The sequence below is a fragment of the Methylophilus sp. Leaf408 genome (assembly GCF_916856905.1).
GTDB lineage: Bacteria > Pseudomonadota > Gammaproteobacteria > Burkholderiales > Methylophilaceae > Methylophilus.
Map to the genome: position 1 here is coordinate 378,593 of NZ_CAKASK010000002.1, position 17,731 is coordinate 396,323.

The following is a 17,731-nucleotide window of genomic DNA, read 5'->3' on the forward strand; positions in this document are numbered from 1 at the left end:
CATGAAGATGAACTTCCAATTACGCGGATTTGATTATGGCCTGAAACAGGCGCAAGACTACCAGGAGCTCAAGTTTCAGCTGCATCAGCACCTCATTGCAGAAATTGAACGCGACCACTTGGGATTGCTGGAGCTGGCACGTGACGAGGTTGCCGATTATGTGCGTGAAAAAGTGATTGCCTATGTGGCTGACCGGCATCTGCCTATCAGCGGTTATGACCTGGATAACCTGGTAGAAGAAGTGGTCGACGAACTGGCCGGTTATGGCCCATTGGAAAGCTTGATCAAGGATGACCGCATCAACGATATTCTGGTCAATGGCCCGACAAAAATCTTTATCGAGCGAGATGGAAGGCTGGAAACCACCACCTTGCGCTTCATTGATGATGAACATGTATTACGCGTGATTCGCCGTATTCTCGCCCATTTGGGGCGCCGTATTGACGAAGCCAGCCCGATGGTTGATGCACGGCTGCCGGATGGCAGCCGGGTCAATGCCATCATTCCACCACTGGCGCTGGATGGCCCGTGCCTGTCGATTCGTAAATTCCGCAAGCAACCACTACTTTCCGGCGACTTGCTGCAATATGGCACGCTGGATGAAGAAATGCTGGCTTTCCTGACTGCCGCGGTTGAACGACGCTGCAACCTGATCGTGAGCGGTGGTACCGGTGCCGGCAAAACCACTTTACTGAATGTGCTTAGTCGGTTTATCCCTCCTAATGAGCGGATCGTCACCGTTGAGGATGCAGCCGAGCTGCAACTGGAACACGAGCATGTGGTCAGGCTGGAAACCCGGCCCTCCAACATTGATGGCAATGGTGAAATTACCGCACGCGAGCTGGTAAAAAACTCATTGCGTATGCGGCCGGACCGGATAGTGCTGGGCGAGGTCCGCGGCGAAGAAGTGATGGACGTACTGCAAGCCATGAATACCGGCCATGATGGTTGTATGAGTACGGTGCATGCCAACAGCCCGGAAGACGCCATGTTGCGCTTCGAAATGCTGGCTGGCCTGGCAAAATTCCAAGGCACGGAAAGTACCTTACGCAAGATGATTACCGCCGGCATTGAACTGGTGGTGCAGATTGCACGCATGCCGAATGGGCAGCGCAAGGTTACTTCAATTACCGAGATTGCCGGTGTGCGCGATGGTCACTTTGTGCTGAATGAGCTATACGCTTACGACGCATCCACCGGCTATTTTGACCACCCTGGCGTCAGGCCCTGCACCAGGAAATTACAGAATCTGCCATTCCGGAGGCAGGCATGACTACGTTAGTCGTATGTATTATTCTGGCCTCTGCTGGCATGTTGCTGCTTGCTTTCTGGATGTTCAGGTACAGCAAGCAGGCGCGTATCCGTGAGTTGATGTTCAGCCATTTTCGCGAAGTGTTGCCGAATGGCATCACCGTTGCCGGTGCTTTACCCGGTGCACAGCAGACACCCTGGCTACAGTTCAAAACACGCGCTTCTATCTACATTGGTTTTGACTTGCAAAAGAAACATGCATTCCTGATCCCGGTCGGACTACTGCTGATCGGCATGGTTGGCTGGCTCATTTATGGGTTAATCGGTGCAACCCTGATGACCGGTGCAACCCTGTTTATCTTTGGATTTTTACTGCCGTATAGCCGGTTGCGCCGCCGTCAGGCACAGACCATTGCCCAGATTCCACTGTTTATCGACCAGCTGTTACGCAGCCTGAGCACCGGGCGCAGCCTGGAAAGTGCTATCCGCTTTGCCGCAAATGAATCGGTGCCCCCTTTGCGTTATGTAGTAGACCGGGTCACACGTGCCGCCGACCTCGGTGCCGACATGGTGGAAAACCTGACCGAGGCAGCCAAGCTCCACAACCTGCGTGAGCTCAACCTGATTGCGTTGTCCATGCGCATCAGCAATCAGTACGGTGGCAGCCCGCGCGACATGCTGGATAGCGTGGTGAAAATGGTGCGCCAGCAGGAATTGGCACATCGGGAACTGGCCGCCATGACCGGCGAAACCAGGATGTCCGCCTGGGTGCTGGGGACTACGCCTCTCGCAATCGCCGTCTACATCATGGTGATGAACCCTACCTACCTTAATATGCTGCTGGATGATCCTACTGGCAAAACTTTGCTGATGACTGCACTGCTGCTGCAAGGCACGGGCGCATTTATCCTCTGGCGCATGCTGCGGAGCGTATAAAGATGAGCGTTTTATGGCCGATTTCTCTGGTGTTTTTGCTGGTCGCAGCAGGCCTGATGCTGTATGGCGCCCTTAAAGATAGCCATCCGCGATACATTCAGCGCCGTTTCCGCGAGGCTTTACAGCAGGAAGGTATCCATATCTCAACCCGGTTTGGGCCACTTGACCTGGAGGAGGTCGTACATGAAGTTCTGGACAAGGTTTCAAGCAGCGAAATGGAAGAAATGCAACGCCTGCTGGTGCAGGCGGGCTGGCGCGGTGCCAAGGCACAGCTGAATTTCCTGCTGGCCGCCTGGCTGCTACCGCTGGCCCTGGGTTTGATGGCAGCCGCTTATGCAGTTTTGAATCAGGATACCTGGATCAATGTGTTGTTCCATTTGCTGTTCGTCTTTGCTGCGAGCTTTGTGCTGATTCGCCGCCTGCTGCGCTGGAAGGCACAAAATCGCCGTGATGCCCTCCGTAAAGAAATCATTCCATTTTTGCATTTACTACGCATGCTCTTCGAAGCAGGCCTGTCGATAGAACACATTTTGTTAGTCATTGAGCAACAAGGCCAAGACCTGATTCCTAACCTGGCGAATGAGTTGAAACTGGTGATTAAACGCATACAGTCTGGGCAGGACCGCTCGGATGCCCTGATGGACATGGCCACACCATTAGAGGTCATGGAATTGACCGACACCATCGCCATGCTGAAACAGGTGACGCGCTACGGCGGCAATATCCGTGATTCGCTGGCGGAATATACCACCTTGGTTGAGCAGCGCCAGGTATCCGATTTACGCGAATATGTCAGCAAACTTTCCGCCAAGATGACGGTAGTGATGGTTTTATTCCTGTTTCCGGCATTGATGATTTTCCTGGCCGGGCCAGGATTTATGGGGCTCTCCAAAGCCTTGAATGGAGTCAATGGTCTATGAGAACGATCACATGTTTAATCATGCTCGCCGGCCTGTGGCTGCACACCTCATTAAATGCGATGGCAGCCGATGCCAAAGCACCTATTAAGCTCATAGCAGACAAGGTTTGCGCAGAGCTTATCCCCGAAGAATCCACCAGGCTGGCGCTGATTCAGCAAATGCTGGCAGATGGGAAACCACACGCCGCCATCGCCCACCTCGATGCGCTCAAGACCAATAGCGAACGCGCAGAATTATTGCGTGCGCACGGCTTACGCCAGACCGGGCGGGCGCAACAGGCACAGGTAATTTACGAACAATTAACCAACAGCTGTGTCTCCGGCCACGCCTATCGCGGCCTGGGGCTGATCGCCAGCAATGCCGGCAATTTACCGGAGGCCTTGCGTTACCTTAAAGCAGCAAGTAGCACCCTGCCTACCGAACATACCATCCGCAATGACTACGGTTATGTGTTGATGCAATCGGGCCAGCATGACGCCGCTTTGCACGAATTCCTCACTGCGGTAGAGCTGGCACCCGATCACCGGCAGGCGGCCCATAACCTCATTTTATTGCTATACCAACAGGGCGATACCACACGTGCAGAAGCGTTTGCCAAACAGTTTGGGATTGTGGCCGATGAATTGCAGCAACTGAAGAAATTGGCGCAAGCCGGCAATAGAGCCGGCCCGGTCACTGCACAATAAACAAGAAGGAGATCATCATGAAGCGCATATTTATGTTTATGCTGGGTGGATGTTTAAGTATGAACGTCTCCCTGGCAGAAGAGGTGCAAAGCCTGCCCACGCATGCGACAGCCGCCTATCCTTCATCTTCCGCAGAACCATCCTTAAGCCAGCCAGCAGAAATCAAACCTGCCCCTCGACAGCTGTCACCAACCCAGCAATGGCTGGAACTGCAACGTTCGGGAAAATCTGCCTCAGCCCAGGCGCAGCCATATTCCGGCGAGGTGATGAATAAAGTACATAGCCGCTACCTCAAGAGCTTTGAAAAGCCGATACCGGAATTCTTCGAGCATGAGATGCAGACCGCTCGCTAAATATCGCTACCAGCGCGGGGCCATCGGCCTCGTCGGCGGACTGTTATTGCTGATGGCATTATTACTGACTGCGTTGGTGGTCGACAGTGGCCGCCTGTGGATGCAACAGAAAAAATTGCAATCCGTGGCGGATATGGCCGCCATCCATGCAGCGCGCCATCTAGGCTGTGATGCCAGCCAGCAAAGTGTCGCTCAAATGGCACAACAAGCCGCGTTAAATAACGGCTTTGATGGCCAGTTATCTGCAACCCCAAACCAGGTGCTGCTTGGCAAGCTGAATACAGTGCAAGGCATACGCCAGTTTACTGCCGACGGCAGCCGTGGTGCGGTGTATGTCAAGGCCACTAAAGTGGTGCCTAGCAGCATGGTAGCCGGTGGTCTGTTTGGTGGCACGGTTTCGTTACATGCTGAGGCAGTCTCGGCCTCTGATCCATCCCTGGCAACCTTTGGCGTAGGCAGTTTCACCACCAATCTCAGCAGCCAGCAATCGGTATTACTGAATGGCCTGTTAGGTGGCATGCTGGGCGGGCCGCTGTCGCTGGATGCACTTACCTATCGCGGTATTGCAGCCACCACCGTGACTTTGCAAGATATCCTCGCCGTTTCCGGGCAAAGCGGCACGGTGGAGGGCTTGCTGAATACCAATATGCAAATTGGTGATTTACTCGACCTGGTTGCCAGCGCCGCTGCCCGCAACAGCCTGGCCGATATACAGGCAATTTCGGCGATGCAGAACATTGCCAATATGACCATTAAACCCGCTACGCTTAAACTGGGTGACGTGCTGGCCGTCACAACACCCGACGCCAATTCTGCGGCCACCGTTGCATTGAATGCCTTGTCAGTCATTACCACCGCGGCCATGGTTGCCAATGGCGTCAATGCCATCACCCTGCCCCTTGGTATCAACATACCCTCTATTACCAGCATCAATGCCCAGGTAACGGTTACCGAAGCACCTAAATTGGCCATCGGCCCTGCGGCAGAAGGTGGCGGCATATGTACTTCAGCACGTACGGCGCAGATCCGGACGCGGGTCGCAGTGCTGGTCAATATTCCGTTGCTGGCACGCATAGACCTCGCACTGGGTATGGAGGTGGCCCAAGGCTCTGCCAGCCTGAGCAGTATCAGGCACAATGAGGGTGATACAGAAGTAGAGATTGAAGCCACACCAGGCATTGCAGCGCTGACACTGAGGAACAGCGCTGGCACCGGACCAGCAAGGATTTCAACATTATCAGGTCTTCTTGCTCTTGCGGACATCGGTTTGAACATCCCGCTACAACCGCCTAATGCGCAAACAGTGGCATTCACTGTCGCGCATCCAACCAAAAGTCACCTGCCCTTAATGCAAAGTATGGCCAGCCCCTTGGGCAGCAGCCTGCAAAATGCCCTGGGCCGATCAAATGCATTGACGATTACCGTGTTGAGCGTGTTAAACCTCGGGCTGATCAATAATGTGATTTCTTCGATTGTTAGTCCCCTGTTGGCAGAAATCGGCAGGGTGTTGCTGGACCCGCTATTGAGTTTATTGGGTATTAGCCTGGGCGGCATGGATATTACATTGAGTGATGTGCAGTATCGCCAGGCAAAACCGCTGGTGATGTAGCGGGAATTCAAACAGTCGGCTCGGACTAGAGAAGCTAAGCAGCAATACAGATAAACTATAAAAGCAAAAAGGCACCCCGGAGGAGATGCCTTTTTTAACACTGGATCAATATGCAAATTGTCGAATGTGGGCAGGGATTGTTTCACTCCGTTAAAATAAGCGACTTATCCTAACGGTCCTAGTAGTAAAGCAAACCCTGGGCACCATAATGCAGGGAAACATTTTGCATGCCTATAGGAGTTTTTCCCGACCTGCACTACAAGCTTAAAAACAGTGCCGAAGTCCATACCCTGGATTGATCACGCTGTCTGGCGGTGATGAATAAAGCATGCTCCCTGCCGGATTCGAGTTCTAGCGCCGGTAAGTCAATCTGCCCGGAAACATCGCGTGGTAACTCTTTATCAGTAATACGTTCTATAGCCACTTTCAATTCTGCGCCCGGTAATTGTTTTTCGAGTTGCTGTGTTGCCAACAAGCTGTCGCCATCCAGTTCGAGCTTCACTTCCGGCGCATGCACATAAGGTTGTGGCTCTAATGGATCACCTACTTTAATGTAGCTATCAATACGCGATTTCAACATAATTTTGCAGCCAGCCAGGTTGGAAAGCTCAATCTCTATGCTGTCACTGTCGCCATTGGTATCGGTACGGAAACCAATAGTGGAAGCATCATTACGCCAGCAAACCTGTTCGGGATGATCAAGGCCAAACGCACTGAAATCGGTAATCGTTGCGCCAGTTACCTGAACCTCTCCCGTCCAGTAGGCACCGCGGTAACGATCCTTGATTCTTGCCCCACCCAGTCTTATGCGGATGCGGTTGCTGGCCAATCCCAACTCCTCATGTAGGTTGCGTGCCCAGATGCGCTGGCCACCTGCGTATAGACTGACTTCTTCCCAACCCTGGTCTCCCAGCACCTGGTATTCCAGCGGAACGGATAGCTCAGGCACATATGCGTCACCCATCAGGTGTTCTGCTTGCCGCAAGCTGGCAAAACTGCGCTCGCCGGTCGTGGCAAAGGTATGGCGGGCACGAAGTGCCTTGGCTACCCCTTCGCGATCAAACTGCGTGGCTAACACACCTGTTAAGCCGCCACGGGAACCAAATACTGCAGTGGCCGGTACGCCACCGCCGCAACGCCCCTGATGCTCGTCACTATTGGCAGCAGCACCTACGCGGTAACCGCGTTGCAAGGCTTCGGCGTAGACCCAGTGAAACTGGCCCCAGGCCGAACTGACTTCTATCAGTCTTTCCAGCTCGGGGTGATGCCAATCCAGGTTGCAACGTCGACCACCTACATGCGGCATCATCAAATGCCCTTCCGGGTCATGCGCATAGGCGGCATACAAATCATCGACCGGCCACGCGCCCGGCGTCAGCGTGCCATGCGTAAACTCATTCCATTCGAACGAGCGTACCAATCGGCCGTGCTCGTCGAAAGGAAACAGCGGTTTGCTGTCACGCAAAAAGACAATATTGCGGTCGCCACCAGCGCAGGAATTACCGCACCATTCAGTGCCAGGGTAGCAAACAAACCGGCCTGGCTCATTCAGGCTGTGAATCAGGGCAACCGCCTTGTCCCAGCGTTGCTCGGTAATATTAAAATCATTCGCCGTATAACCCAGGATATCCAGACCGGCTACGTCACGGCCATAACTGAGGTTGTACAAGGTATCATTCGTGCCTACGGTATCATCCGAATGCACATGCAGGTCGGCATAAAGCGGCCGCAACGCATTCGCTTCTGTTGAAACATTCACATAGGCTTGCGCGTTGGCGACCCGGGCATCTTCAACCTTGGCCTGTATTTTCCATTCGCCTGGATGACCTAACCTGATACCACCCAAACGCACAATGGCCCAGCCTTGTTCCGCCAGGGTAAACGGAAAATCATGGTGCTCACCGTTAGCGCCAGACAACAACAAACTACCAGCTAAAGGAAGATTGCGGCAGGTATTGCCCCAGGCATCGTCTGCCCGCACAATCATATCGAAAGGCTCCTCGCGATTCACCAACCGTGGCGTAATGATCTGCAGCGCTGAAGGTTCGCCGGGAATAATATTCAATAACACATCGCCAGGTACTTCAGCAAATTTTGAACTGCCTAGCGGGTCGATAAACAGCCTGAACTGGAAGTCTTTTTCAACGAAACTTTGTACCCGTGTCCCAGGACCACCATGACGGCGGTCACCCAGGCGAATCATGATACGGTCGCCCGGATTGAGATAGCCATCCACGACATCGACAATCACGGTTTTCTGGAAAGGACGCTCATGCCCCTTCTGGTCAAACCTGACCTTGAGGCTTTGTACGGTAGCAGGACTTTGCCCAGGCACCAATTCACCCGCCTGATATTCAGCAGAGATGTAGTTTGCAGCTGCTGGATCACTGGTCTGGAACAATGCCCAGTCAGAATAAAATTTAAAGGCCAACTTTAACCAGGCACCATCGGCCAGACCGGAGCCGCCGACTTCATAAGTCAGTACTAACTCTGCCCACTCGCCTGCTACCAACTCGTGCCGGTTAGCGGTGAGGCTGCCAAGAAAGGGCCTGGCCTTATTGCGCTCATATAGCCCTTGAGGCGCAATATATTGACCAGCTTCATTTTTTGGATCGAAATTTTTCATAGTTTACTCTTAATGAACACGCCAGGTTTGGTAGTGTTTTTCTAAACGTTTGAATGCCAGGTTTTCCATCAGCCAGGCAATCAGGCCTATGGTCGCGATCCCTAACAGCACCTGGTTGCTATTGCCAATCTGGCCACCCATAGAAACCATCCAGCCTATGCCTTTGGAAGCACCTATCATTTCAGCGGCCACTAATGCCCGCCACGCCTGGCTGAAGCCGATGCGTAATGCAGCCGTGACGAAAGGCAATGAAGCGGGGATATATACATACAAAATAATTTGCCAGGTATCAGCGCCCAGGGTACGCGCAGCACGCACTTCACCACCACGTATACTTTGTATGCCTTCCTGGATCGTAATTGCCATCGGAAACACGGCGGCAATAAAGATCACCATCACAATCGACCAATACCCTAATCCAAAAATGATCATGGTCAGTGGTGCCCACGCCACCGGCGGAATGGCCATAAACAGGCTGTTCAATGGCGAGATGAAGTCACGAAAATTGTTGGATAAGCCCGCCAGGGAGCCGAGCAATATCGCGACTACCGTTGCCAGGGCAAAGCCGCCAATTTCCTCAAGCAGGCTGGCTCGCAAATGCACCCACAAGCTGCCGTCTTTCAGCCAGCGCACAGCCTCCTGCGCGACATCCCACGGCTGTGGCAATATATAAGCAGGATACTGGCTGGCAATCGCGCTCCAGACGATGAGCAGGAAAGGGAGCGATAACCAGCCCCAATGGAATTTTGCAGAAAATCTCATTGTTATTTACTTAAAGACTGCTCGGCTCTTTGCAAGAAAGAGGTATCTACCACCTGCTCGACTTTCAGCGGTTTATTGATAAAGCCTAATGACAGTGAGTAATCCATCAGGCGCTGGATGAATTGCAGGTCTTTGGTATCCAGTCGTGCAGACCAGCCCATGCGCTTGCGTGCTTCCTGCACGATCTCCTCCGGCTTGATGGTTTTGCCGTTGGCACCTTGCGTAGTTTCCAGCTTGAAAGCCTCCGCAATGATCTGGTTCGATTCCTCAGGATTTGATTGCAGGAATGCAATCGCCTTCAGATGCGCGCGCAGCAATTTGGTCACTTCTTCCGGACGGCTCTTGAGCGTTTTCGGCAATGCAATCACCACATACCAGGGGTATTGCGGCAACTCTTTATTCACATCCAGCACCAACTTGCTGGAACCACGCAACAACGATTGGCTGACAAACGGCTCCCATGAGAATGCGGCATCCACTTCATTGTGCTCAAGTGCCGCATTCATATTGCCAGCCGGCATATTGATAATCGACAGGTCCTGGTCAGGGTCCAGCCTGGCTTTTTCTTTCAGCACATAGCCGCGCAGCAACACATCCATACCACTGCCTTTGGCTACCCCGGCCAGTTTTTTTCCACGTAAATCACTGACCGTAATCACCGGGCTTTTCTGATTGGCGATCACTGCTGCCTGGCCATAATTGACTTGCGCCAGAATCTTGCTCTCCAGGCCTCGCGAGAACCAGTGATACACCGGTGGCGAACCGACATAAGCGACATCCAGATCACCTGCTGCGACAGCCTGTTGCAATAATGGGCCATCGTTGAAAGATTTGAGATCTACATTCAGGCCCTCCGCTGCATAGAATCCCTTTTTATCGGCGATCACCGCCGGTGCATTGGCCATGGCATACACCCAGCCAATCCTCAGCGGCTTTTCTTCGGCAAATACGCTAGTCGCCAGGCAAACGAGGGCGACAGAAAAAATGGCAGTGATAGATTTTTTAATCATTTTTATTTCCTGATCATGAATGAATGTTGGAAGTGACATCTGTATGAATGACGTCAGATATGGTGCTCATTAAGCGAGTGCGGTAATCCAGAAACGCCGTCAGTTTGCGGGTATCAATATTCGCTCGCGGACGGGTAAGATTGATAGCCAATTCGCTGTGGATGCCTTGCGGTGCAATGCCCAGCACTACCACCCGATCAGACATAAAAATGGCTTCATCAATATCGTGCGTGATAAACAGCACTGTTTGGCCGAGTTCAGACCACAGTCGTAGCGTCTCTTCATTGAGATTGTTGCGGGTGATTGCGTCCAGTGCCGCAAAGGGTTCATCCATCAATAGCAATGCCGGCTCTAGCACCAGCGCACGCGCGAGTGACACCCGCTGCTGCATCCCTCCAGACAACTGATAAGGCAGTTTGTCTGCGGCTTTATCCAGTCCCACCAGCGACAGATAGTGCCTGGCTTTATCCAGTTGCGCTTTAACACCTAGCTGTTTTTGCATGCGCAGACCGAAGCGCACATTTTCTAATGCACTAAGCCAGGGGAATAGTTGCGGCGATTGAAACACATAACCAAGTTCAGGCATTTCAGGATGCACAGGCTGGTGATTGATATGGATGGTGCCCGATGATGGTTTCTGGAAACCTGACAACAGGTTTAAAAGTGTAGTCTTGCCGCAACCTGAAGGACCCAAAAGTGAAACAAACTCACCGGGTTGCACATGCAACGAAAACCCATCAAATACCGTATGCCCATTCGCATAAGAAAAGTTGATATCATCTACCGACAAAGATGCAGCTGGCCTGTGCGGGGCATTTGAATTAGTACTCGCTGGTGAACGTTGAATGGCCATGACTTATTAACAGTGTAAAATTTGTCAAAATAATACAAGTTAATACAAGTTGGCACAAAGAATAAAAAAATATATTCTTATAACTTATTTGTATATTTAATCTGCCATGCAAACGCATACAATCTGTCAGTTACTCATTCCTGATTTATACAAGATAAGCGCAATTGAAATCCATACCTTCACCTTTAATACGGGAAAACCCCACTGCTTTATATTTGCAGATTTCATCCCTGCTACGCGAAGAGATCAGCAGCGGTTTGTATGAGCCGTCAGGCAAGTTACCTTCCGAAGCGGAATTGCAGGCACGTTTTAACGTCAGCCGGATAACCGTCAGACTGGCGTTGGATCAGCTGGTGGAAGAGAAAATTGTCGAGCGCAAGCAAGGCAAAGGCACTTATGTTTTCAACAAGCAATTACGCTATGGCCTGGATACTTTACGCAGCTTTCACGAGACGCTGGTGATACAGGGACTCAAACCGGAAATGCGCCTGCTTTCCCATCGTGTCATTGATATTCCCGAAAATTTGAAAAGCACATTCAGTGCGGAGAGTACTCAAAGCCTGTTCATCGAACGCTTGCACGTGGTTGATAATCAACCTATTGCAATCGGCAAAAGCCATCTGCTTGCAGAAGTTGCAGCAGTGAGTTTGGATACTATTGAAAGTCAGCCAAGCTACAAGGCGATAGAAACCGTGACAGGACTGAAAGTGGAGAGAGCAGAGTTATCGATTACCGCACAATTGGCTGATGTAAAACATGCCAAAGCTCTGGAAATCAGCCCTGGCATGCCATTATTGATTATGAAGAGGCTTTCATATCTATCAAACAACACGTGTTGTGACCATTCAATATTCTATATCCGCCCTGAACATTACGAATTTGTGTTGAGCAGCCACTTCAAAGTCAGCTAAATCAACAAACGAGCGCCGCACCTGTCACTAATTTTATTGAATCGTGTTTGCCTAGGCAGGATTTTTAGGCGGGATTAATGAATCGTCCAGAATCTTTCCAGGTTCAATCTCTGGTTCAACCACAGGTGCAATTTCCGGCTCCACGCCTGGGACGACTTCGGGATCAACACCAGGAATTTTCCCTGGTTCAATCTCCGGTATGTTCGCGGGATTTACATCGTCTGTTTCATCAGGATGGATATCCGTTTGATGATCTGGTTGATTCACTTGCTCTCCAACACCCTCAATCTTGCCATTCGGGTCAGTAGCCATTACCTTCTCCTTTTTACAGAATTACGCTCATATATAATTTTTTGCACATCTATCTTATTTAGCCATGCAGAAAGTTTTCATCAGAAAATAGCTGATAAGGCTGTAAGAATCGCGTGTCAGAAGTGATGACGTTCTACATTTCACTATCAGAAAAGGAGCCTAGGCTCCTTTTTCTAATGACTGATTACATGCATGACTACATAGGCTTGCTAGACCAATCTTTCATGGCTTCATCACCTGGGCGGTCAACCACTACTTTTCCGTTTTCAACGCCGGTGACCCAACTGGTTGGAATATAGTGATGCTGACCCTGCCCGTCTTTTTTCAGCTTGATGGTATTGCTGCCTTCCATATGATCCACAGTGGCGAATTGGCCACCCTGTGAACAGACCACTGGCATTTCGGGAATAATCTGACTGGTATTCATATCTTATCTCCAAGGATGAACCGGTATTCCGGTTTAAATATCAGAGTAAGGTTAATTCTAGCCTTGCGTTATAAGTTATGTCTGAAACTAACGTAGGAAAGAGACTATAAAACTCTCCAATATGGCTTGCACACGGGCTTGGAGTCACCGGCCCATAAACGACAAAAAATGGGGAGATGGAACTAAGGAAAGACTTCAGGTTCTAGCCATTGTGTACTTTTTACAAATCTATGCTGTTTTAAAACCAGTGTCTCAATAATCAAAACTTTAAATAACGGACGGAGTGTTTATGACTAAAAACAACTACTTGCTTGGTATGTTGGCCGGGCTGATGGTGCTTAATTTAAACGCGTGTGATAAACCCACAGAAAAAATTCAGGAGAGAACCTCTGATAACAAAATTGTGGAAGAGAAAGTGCCTTTTGAAACCACTGCAAATGAGATCGCAAAAGCTTATGCGGATAATGTGGTCACTGCCGATAATAAATTCAAAGACATCACTTTTAACGTCACTGGCACAGTTGCTGAGGTCAGCAAGAATTTGATTAAAGAGCCTTATGTGCGTTTAAAAGGTGGTGTGAATACGGATAAAGAACCGCAATTTGTATTGCAGCAAAGTGAGAAAGATAAAGCCGCAGAATTGAAAGTCGGGCAAAACATCAAGCTTGAATGTATCGGGCAAGGCGATCTTGCTGAAATCCCGATGGCAGGTGAGTGTAAATTTCTAGATTAAACCAAGGCCCGTAAAACGGGCCTTTTTAATTAGATAAAGCTCACTGACTCATTTCTCGGTAAATTTTTCATCTTCCAGCATCTCACCGGGCACTATATCAGGCTGATTATTTGCATCAATGCCCTGCATTTTTGCGGGCTGGATCTTTGTCTTAATCGCTGGATGGTCTTCGGGGTCCACACCCGGAATATTGCCGGGTTGTTTTTCCATATCCGTAGGCGGGCTTCCTGAATTTCCATCATTGTTTCTGTTGATGTTGATATCTTTGTATTTATCTTTCGGGTTATCAGTACCCTCGACAGGACAGTTTAAATCGGTAGTCATTGAATCTCCAATTCAAGCATTTCGAACATTAGCCTGATTTTGTTAAGTGTCTAGAGATACTAGTAGCGAAGGGATTTTGAGATTATCAGAACACTACTGATTCTGCTGTAAGAGATTTCTTAAAGCCGGATTAAGTAAGCATTAAAAACTAATTGATATTAAACTTCCAGTCAGCATCACAACCAACTAACGCTTTTCAAACTCCATGATCTCAACTCAATATGTCAGAAATATCAGCCTGAAACGGGAGGGAATTGAGTCCTTTGAAACTTACCCGTTTTCTCTTTCGGCAGTACGGTCTTTAAGTACATTAGAACTTCATCCGAAGATCACATTCCTGGTGGGGGAAAATGGCTCGGGGAAATCAACTTTACTCGAAGCGATTGCAGTTTCTTTAGGATTTAATGCGGAAGGCGGGACCAAGAATTTTCGTTTCGGAACACGTGCATCACACTCGCAGTTAAATGAATTTATCCGTGTCGCCAAGGGAACACGGCAACCAACGGATGGATTCTTTTTACGCGCCGAGAGCTTCTTCAATGTTGCTACCGAGATAGAAAACCTGGACGCAGCCCCTGCATACGGGCCACCGATTATCAATTCTTACGGCGGCCATTCGCTGCATGAGCAATCACACGGTGAGTCATTTCTTGCTTTGATGATGAACCGTTTTGGCGGTAAAGGGCTTTATATTCTGGATGAGCCAGAAGCCGCGCTATCTCCGCAACGACAGTTAGCGGTACTCACGCGCATGCATGACCTGATCAATGATGATTCGCAATTTATCATCGCTACCCACTCGCCAATTCTGATGGCATACCCCGATGCCTGGATATATGCCTGCTCTCCATCCGGACTCACCCGCACTGAATACCGGGACACAGAGCATTATCAAATTACACATGATTTCATCATGCATCCAGAGCGGATGTTAAAGGTACTGTTGAACATTTAAACACTACGCCGCCTGCCTCTAACCATCTGGATAATTACTTGCATCAAAAAAAGACCCAAAGTGCTCACCTTGAGTCTGAATTTAGGTTTTTGCGTTAGTAATCCTCCGGCCAGTGAATTTAGCGCTGACTCCAACGGCATTTTTCAAGGTGCATGAGTCACCCCTACCACCTCGAGACGCCTGGATTCGCCATTCGGAAATGGCCATTCAATCTCATGACCCACTTTTAAACCAATTAAAGCAGTGCCTACTGGTGAAAATACAGAAATTTTTCCAGACTTGAAATCTGCCTCTTCCGGGAAACACAGCTCAACTTCCCTTTGCAAGCCATTACTTTTATCCAGGTAAATCACCCGTGAATGCATTCTCACGACATTATCAGGCATTTGATCCGCTGACACGACCACAGCTCTGCCTAACTCATCTCGTAACAATGCATCATTTTTAAACAGGGATAAACGTGCATAGTCCTGCTCCGACAATATTAAGTTTTCAGATTCCATATTTCCTGGTCCTCTAATGAATGCTAATCAACCGTTCACGCAAGCTCACAGGATAATCCAGGTAGATATAAAAAATTAGCCTGTTTAATTGCACATGACTGTTTCTTTTATAGCTACAATTCTTTCGTAGAAAAGAAAATAGTTTGGTAGAAATTTAGGGAGAGGCTACAGATTGAATGAACAATACCGGGAAAGAAAATAAACTAAGCATGTTGTTATCTTCCAGTCCCGGCGGGACACTTACTCTTTATCCCAATAAGGTTCTGCGCCAAATCGCTCAGACAAATAGTCAATAAAAACTCGCGTTTTCAACGGTAAGTTTCGTTTGGGCAAATGCAATGCGTAGACATGCTGCTCAATCGGAATATATTCTGACAATACCGATCTTAGCCGTTTGGCCTGGAGGTCTTTACCAATGATAAACGTTGGTAATAACGCCATGCCAAAGCCTCCCAATACCACTTGTGACAAAGCCTCATCATCATTGATACGCAACCTGCCGGATACATTTACTGTCACGGCACCTTCCGGCCCATTGAAACGCCACTGACCTTTATCTCCCGAGTGTATGTAATCCAGACAATTGTGATTGACCAGCTCTTGCGGGGCGATCGGCACTCCGTGGCGATCGAAGTAGCCTGGCGTTGCACACAGATTTCGCCGGATTGGCGCTAATCTTCTCGCTACCAGACTGAGCGGTAAATCTCTGGTCACGGTGATCACCACATCATAGCCTTCTTCAATCAAATCCACTGATCGATCCGTAATGGTCATGTCGATTTCCAGTTGCGGATATCGATGCATAAACTCGGCAATCGCGGGGGCTATATGCAAGGTGCCAAATGCCACGGAGGCTGCCACTTTAAGCATGCCTCGAGGTTGCGCATTCAGGCTTTCAATCATTTGGTGCGCTTCTTCAGCTTCCAGATGAATGCGCGTGCAATAGTCATAAAAACTGGCACCAATTTCGGTCAGGCTAAGGTGCCGGGTACTCCGGTTAAGCAGGCTGGCCCCTAATGCATGCTCCAGCTTGGCTACAGCTTTGCTGACTGAAGATTTGGTCATTCCCATCTTGCGCGAAGCGGCTGAGAAGCTTTGCTCGTTCACCACATTGGCAAAAATAATCATCAGATTCAAATCATACATCCATTGATTGTATCCTATTAGGAAACAGTGCTATGCGATTTGATGGACTTATTTTCTTTACAGAAATGGCTAACATAAGCCTTAGATCAATTATTCAAATAAAGCTTAACCAGGGGATTTGACCATGTATAAAATTTTTTCTGATACCAGATTGTTTATTGTTTCTTATCTTTTGCTGGTTTTGCCAACTTACCTGGCTGATGCTGGCCTTGTCCAAAACGGCTTGTCATTAAACACATTCAATATGACTTCATTACTGTATGTATTGTGTATGGTGGGGATCTGGGGACTATGTCTGGTCAGGGGTGCCATGATAGCCAAAAATTGGCTGGTGTTCATCCCGACAGTTGCGTTTATATTTGATTTGACACCAGCACTGGCCGTGATTTCAGCTGTGCCTTATATCTATCACGCACTGGCAATCTTTTTAGGTGCATTTTCGCCTAGTGTCACTACCAACGTGGATACCTATGTTTGATACCTTTGGTGCAAGGTAAATGACATACTGCAAAAAATATCCAGCTGGGGCGGCATGCGTTTAGTGACAAAATAGAAACCTTCCCTGCTCACTCCATTTTTATTCTAGTCTTAATCTAAAAAACGCCTGCTTGATGCTGGCGTTTTTAACATTATTTCAGGCAACTTACTCATCCCACCACCGAAAGATGGTACAAGTATGACTGTGAATTACTTCCCAATAGCGAGGGAAGCCTTTCCATTGATGTGACTTTTGATTCAGGAAAGATATTGCATTTCAATGAAGGATATATTGAAAATGGATATGCATTAGATCTGATCATTAAAAAGAATGAAATCTCAAAAAACCACCATTTTTATTAATCTGAGCTAATACTTCATGGATGACCGTTTAACTTTACTCATCGCAGAACTTGGTATTTCGACAGAAGCATTAATTGCCAGAGGCATGCAACAGTATGTTGAAACTGACCAGCTGGTGCTTGCCGAAATTGAAACCAGTGGTAGAGAACATTACCTGACTCCCGAAGCCGCAAATGCCTGGAAGAGGATGAAAGCGGCAGCGCTCGGTGAAGGTATTTCGATATATATCGTTTCTGCTTTCCGAAGCATAGACCGGCAAATCGAAATCATCCGCGGTAAATTAGTCAACGGCCAACCGATTAATAAAATCCTTGAGATCAACGCGCCTCCCGGATTTAGCGAGCATCATACCGGCAGAGCCATTGACGTGGCTACTTACGGCGGCCCGATTTTAGAAGTGGAATTTGAACAGACCACAGCCTTTTACTGGCTGCAAAGCCGCGCCAATGACTTTGGTTTTTACTTGTCGTATCCAGCGGGAAATGCATTAGGTTATCAGTACGAGCCTTGGCATTGGTGCTACCAGCCTGCGACTGCTAGCGGATTGGGTTAGCAGAGCGTTAAGTTACCCAGG

Annotated in this window: 20 protein-coding genes; 11 read left to right on the forward strand and 9 right to left on the reverse strand. The window is 49.2% G+C overall.

What is annotated here, in order from left to right:
* Positions 1–7: 7 nt before the first annotated feature.
* Genes LPA26_RS12650 through LPA26_RS12675 form a run of 6 tightly spaced genes read left to right on the forward strand, consistent with a single transcriptional unit; the run spans position 8 to position 5,755 of the window.
* Complete coding sequence (locus LPA26_RS12650; RefSeq protein ID WP_055869595.1) at positions 8–1,273, forward strand: CpaF family protein; 1,266 nt, start codon at positions 8–10, stop codon at positions 1,271–1,273.
* Positions 1,270–2,187 (forward strand): type II secretion system F family protein, encoded by a 918-nt coding sequence (locus LPA26_RS12655; RefSeq protein WP_229008616.1) that lies wholly within the window; start codon positions 1,270–1,272, stop codon positions 2,185–2,187. The genes LPA26_RS12650 and LPA26_RS12655 overlap by 4 nt, the downstream gene beginning before the upstream one ends.
* 2 nt (positions 2,188–2,189) lie before the next feature.
* Positions 2,190–3,107 (forward strand): type II secretion system F family protein, encoded by a 918-nt coding sequence (locus tag LPA26_RS12660; protein ID WP_229008617.1) that lies wholly within the window; start codon positions 2,190–2,192, stop codon positions 3,105–3,107.
* Positions 3,104–3,793 (forward strand): tetratricopeptide repeat protein, encoded by a 690-nt coding sequence (locus LPA26_RS12665; protein ID WP_229008618.1) that lies wholly within the window; start codon positions 3,104–3,106, stop codon positions 3,791–3,793. Before LPA26_RS12660 ends, LPA26_RS12665 begins: the two co-directional genes overlap by 4 nt.
* A gap of 17 nt (positions 3,794–3,810) precedes the next feature.
* Positions 3,811–4,146, forward strand: coding sequence for a DUF3613 domain-containing protein (locus LPA26_RS12670; protein ID WP_229008619.1), 336 nt, complete (start codon positions 3,811–3,813; stop codon positions 4,144–4,146).
* A complete protein-coding gene (locus LPA26_RS12675; RefSeq protein ID WP_229008620.1) occupies positions 4,124–5,755 on the forward strand; it encodes a TadG family pilus assembly protein in 1,632 nt (543 codons plus the stop codon). The genes LPA26_RS12670 and LPA26_RS12675 overlap by 23 nt, the downstream gene beginning before the upstream one ends.
* Before the next feature lie 256 nt (positions 5,756–6,011).
* Here LPA26_RS12675 and LPA26_RS12680 read toward each other — a convergent pair whose 3' ends face one another.
* The 4 genes from LPA26_RS12680 to LPA26_RS12695 are packed head-to-tail and all read right to left on the reverse strand — an operon-like array spanning position 6,012 to position 11,006.
* Positions 6,012–8,381, reverse strand: coding sequence for a hypothetical protein (locus tag LPA26_RS12680; protein ID WP_229008621.1), 2,370 nt, complete (start codon positions 8,379–8,381; stop codon positions 6,012–6,014).
* A 9-nt stretch (positions 8,382–8,390) separates the two neighbouring features.
* Positions 8,391–9,143, reverse strand: coding sequence for an ABC transporter permease (locus LPA26_RS12685; protein ID WP_229008622.1), 753 nt, complete (start codon positions 9,141–9,143; stop codon positions 8,391–8,393).
* Between the two features lie 2 nt (positions 9,144–9,145).
* On the reverse strand, positions 9,146–10,153 hold the full coding sequence (locus LPA26_RS12690) for an ABC transporter substrate-binding protein (RefSeq protein WP_229008623.1): 1,008 nt from the start codon (positions 10,151–10,153) through the stop codon (positions 9,146–9,148).
* A gap of 13 nt (positions 10,154–10,166) precedes the next feature.
* A complete protein-coding gene (locus tag LPA26_RS12695) occupies positions 10,167–11,006 on the reverse strand; it encodes an ABC transporter ATP-binding protein (protein ID WP_229008624.1) in 840 nt (279 codons plus the stop codon).
* 215 nt (positions 11,007–11,221) lie between these two features.
* On the opposite strand from LPA26_RS12695, the gene LPA26_RS12700 reads away from it, so the two are divergent.
* The gene (locus LPA26_RS12700; protein WP_229008625.1) at positions 11,222–11,917 is read left to right on the forward strand and encodes a GntR family transcriptional regulator; all 696 of its coding nucleotides are present in this window, start codon (positions 11,222–11,224) and stop codon (positions 11,915–11,917) included.
* A gap of 51 nt (positions 11,918–11,968) precedes the next feature.
* On the opposite strand, the gene LPA26_RS12705 is transcribed toward LPA26_RS12700, so the two are convergent.
* Both LPA26_RS12705 and LPA26_RS12710 read right to left on the reverse strand, forming a co-directional pair.
* Positions 11,969–12,229, reverse strand: a complete 261-nt coding sequence (locus LPA26_RS12705; RefSeq protein WP_229008626.1) for a hypothetical protein — start codon at positions 12,227–12,229, stop codon at positions 11,969–11,971.
* Positions 12,230–12,425: 196 nt separating this feature from the next.
* Positions 12,426–12,656 carry a DUF2171 domain-containing protein gene (locus tag LPA26_RS12710; protein ID WP_055828448.1) on the reverse strand — a complete coding sequence of 77 codons (231 nt, stop codon included), beginning with the start codon at positions 12,654–12,656 and terminating at the stop codon, positions 12,426–12,428.
* Between the two features lie 289 nt (positions 12,657–12,945).
* On the opposite strand from LPA26_RS12710, the gene LPA26_RS12715 reads away from it, so the two are divergent.
* Positions 12,946–13,389, forward strand: a complete 444-nt coding sequence (locus LPA26_RS12715) for an OB-fold putative lipoprotein (RefSeq protein ID WP_229008627.1) — start codon at positions 12,946–12,948, stop codon at positions 13,387–13,389.
* A gap of 48 nt (positions 13,390–13,437) precedes the next feature.
* Here LPA26_RS12715 and LPA26_RS12720 read toward each other — a convergent pair whose 3' ends face one another.
* Positions 13,438–13,713 carry a hypothetical protein gene (locus LPA26_RS12720; protein ID WP_229008628.1) on the reverse strand — a complete coding sequence of 92 codons (276 nt, stop codon included), beginning with the start codon at positions 13,711–13,713 and terminating at the stop codon, positions 13,438–13,440.
* A 205-nt stretch (positions 13,714–13,918) separates the two neighbouring features.
* On the opposite strand from LPA26_RS12720, the gene LPA26_RS12725 reads away from it, so the two are divergent.
* Positions 13,919–14,668, forward strand: a complete 750-nt coding sequence (locus LPA26_RS12725; protein WP_229008629.1) for an AAA family ATPase — start codon at positions 13,919–13,921, stop codon at positions 14,666–14,668.
* 143 nt (positions 14,669–14,811) lie between these two features.
* Here LPA26_RS12725 and rnk read toward each other — a convergent pair whose 3' ends face one another.
* Both rnk and LPA26_RS12735 read right to left on the reverse strand, forming a co-directional pair.
* Positions 14,812–15,171: a nucleoside diphosphate kinase regulator gene (gene rnk, locus LPA26_RS12730; protein ID WP_229008630.1), complete on the reverse strand. Its 360-nt coding sequence runs from the start codon at positions 15,169–15,171 to the stop codon at positions 14,812–14,814.
* A gap of 240 nt (positions 15,172–15,411) precedes the next feature.
* Positions 15,412–16,317, reverse strand: coding sequence for a LysR family transcriptional regulator (locus LPA26_RS12735; protein WP_229008631.1), 906 nt, complete (start codon positions 16,315–16,317; stop codon positions 15,412–15,414).
* Between the two features lie 124 nt (positions 16,318–16,441).
* On the opposite strand from LPA26_RS12735, the gene LPA26_RS12740 reads away from it, so the two are divergent.
* Positions 16,442–16,795, forward strand: a complete 354-nt coding sequence (locus tag LPA26_RS12740; RefSeq protein ID WP_229008632.1) for a hypothetical protein — start codon at positions 16,442–16,444, stop codon at positions 16,793–16,795.
* A gap of 378 nt (positions 16,796–17,173) precedes the next feature.
* Positions 17,174–17,710, forward strand: a complete 537-nt coding sequence (locus LPA26_RS12745) for a D-alanyl-D-alanine carboxypeptidase family protein (protein ID WP_229008633.1) — start codon at positions 17,174–17,176, stop codon at positions 17,708–17,710.
* Positions 17,711–17,731: the final 21 nt, after the last annotated feature.

What these genes read in the sequence shown, in the direction of transcription:
- LPA26_RS12650 (WP_055869595.1), top strand. Translation starts at nt 8, where the DNA reads ATGAACTTCCAATTACGCGGATTTGATTATGGCCTGAAACAGGCGCAA.
- rnk (WP_229008630.1), bottom strand. Translation starts at nt 15,171, where the DNA reads ATGGAATCTGAAAACTTAATATTGTCGGAGCAGGACTATGCACGTTTA.
- LPA26_RS12735 (WP_229008631.1), bottom strand. Translation starts at nt 16,317, where the DNA reads ATGTATGATTTGAATCTGATGATTATTTTTGCCAATGTGGTGAACGAG.
- LPA26_RS12665 (WP_229008618.1), top strand. Translation starts at nt 3,104, where the DNA reads ATGAGAACGATCACATGTTTAATCATGCTCGCCGGCCTGTGGCTGCAC.
- LPA26_RS12710 (WP_055828448.1), bottom strand. Translation starts at nt 12,656, where the DNA reads ATGAATACCAGTCAGATTATTCCCGAAATGCCAGTGGTCTGTTCACAG.
- LPA26_RS12725 (WP_229008629.1), top strand. Translation starts at nt 13,919, where the DNA reads ATGATCTCAACTCAATATGTCAGAAATATCAGCCTGAAACGGGAGGGA.
- LPA26_RS12660 (WP_229008617.1), top strand. Translation starts at nt 2,190, where the DNA reads ATGAGCGTTTTATGGCCGATTTCTCTGGTGTTTTTGCTGGTCGCAGCA.
- LPA26_RS12670 (WP_229008619.1), top strand. Translation starts at nt 3,811, where the DNA reads ATGAAGCGCATATTTATGTTTATGCTGGGTGGATGTTTAAGTATGAAC.
- LPA26_RS12720 (WP_229008628.1), bottom strand. Translation starts at nt 13,713, where the DNA reads ATGACTACCGATTTAAACTGTCCTGTCGAGGGTACTGATAACCCGAAA.
- LPA26_RS12680 (WP_229008621.1), bottom strand. Translation starts at nt 8,381, where the DNA reads ATGAAAAATTTCGATCCAAAAAATGAAGCTGGTCAATATATTGCGCCT.
- LPA26_RS12675 (WP_229008620.1), top strand. Translation starts at nt 4,124, where the DNA reads ATGAGATGCAGACCGCTCGCTAAATATCGCTACCAGCGCGGGGCCATC.
- LPA26_RS12740 (WP_229008632.1), top strand. Translation starts at nt 16,442, where the DNA reads ATGTATAAAATTTTTTCTGATACCAGATTGTTTATTGTTTCTTATCTT.
- LPA26_RS12745 (WP_229008633.1), top strand. Translation starts at nt 17,174, where the DNA reads ATGGATGACCGTTTAACTTTACTCATCGCAGAACTTGGTATTTCGACA.
- LPA26_RS12715 (WP_229008627.1), top strand. Translation starts at nt 12,946, where the DNA reads ATGACTAAAAACAACTACTTGCTTGGTATGTTGGCCGGGCTGATGGTG.
- LPA26_RS12695 (WP_229008624.1), bottom strand. Translation starts at nt 11,006, where the DNA reads ATGGCCATTCAACGTTCACCAGCGAGTACTAATTCAAATGCCCCGCAC.
- LPA26_RS12705 (WP_229008626.1), bottom strand. Translation starts at nt 12,229, where the DNA reads ATGGCTACTGACCCGAATGGCAAGATTGAGGGTGTTGGAGAGCAAGTG.
- LPA26_RS12690 (WP_229008623.1), bottom strand. Translation starts at nt 10,153, where the DNA reads ATGATTAAAAAATCTATCACTGCCATTTTTTCTGTCGCCCTCGTTTGC.
- LPA26_RS12685 (WP_229008622.1), bottom strand. Translation starts at nt 9,143, where the DNA reads ATGAGATTTTCTGCAAAATTCCATTGGGGCTGGTTATCGCTCCCTTTC.
- LPA26_RS12655 (WP_229008616.1), top strand. Translation starts at nt 1,270, where the DNA reads ATGACTACGTTAGTCGTATGTATTATTCTGGCCTCTGCTGGCATGTTG.